The 364-nt window shown below is 45.6% G+C and carries 1 protein-coding gene; it reads right to left on the reverse strand.

Annotation, left to right across the window (positions count from 1 at the left end):
* Positions 1–180: 180 nt before the first annotated feature.
* Positions 181–364 (reverse strand): 2Fe-2S iron-sulfur cluster-binding protein (locus QWI17_RS08975; RefSeq protein WP_302722173.1); only part of this gene is annotated, 184 nt, incomplete at its 5' end.

Consider the following 364-nt stretch of genomic DNA (forward strand, 5'->3'; position numbering starts at 1 on the left):
ACTTATCTACTTCAGTCCAGCCTTTGAGATATACCCGCCCCTGCGTATCACGGTCCATCTCAATCAAGCCCAGTAAATCACGATAGTGAACCAGAGCTTCTTCCAGATCCAAAACCCGAATTTGTACATGGCCAGGACGTATTACACCTTTTTTCATTTTCTTAACCCTCTATTCTTATTTTAATCAGGCCTTACAGCCTGCGACCGGTTAACAACCTCTATACACAGGTCGCTTAACGGATAAACCCGGCACGCCAGCACATAACCTTCACCAGCCTGGGTATCACTGATATGAGCTTTGCTCATGCACTTACTGTGATAGTCACCTTCGACAATTTTTACCTTGCATACACCACAACCTCCG

Source organism: Gilvimarinus gilvus (assembly GCF_030518155.1).
Classification (GTDB): domain Bacteria; phylum Pseudomonadota; class Gammaproteobacteria; order Pseudomonadales; family Cellvibrionaceae; genus Gilvimarinus; species Gilvimarinus gilvus.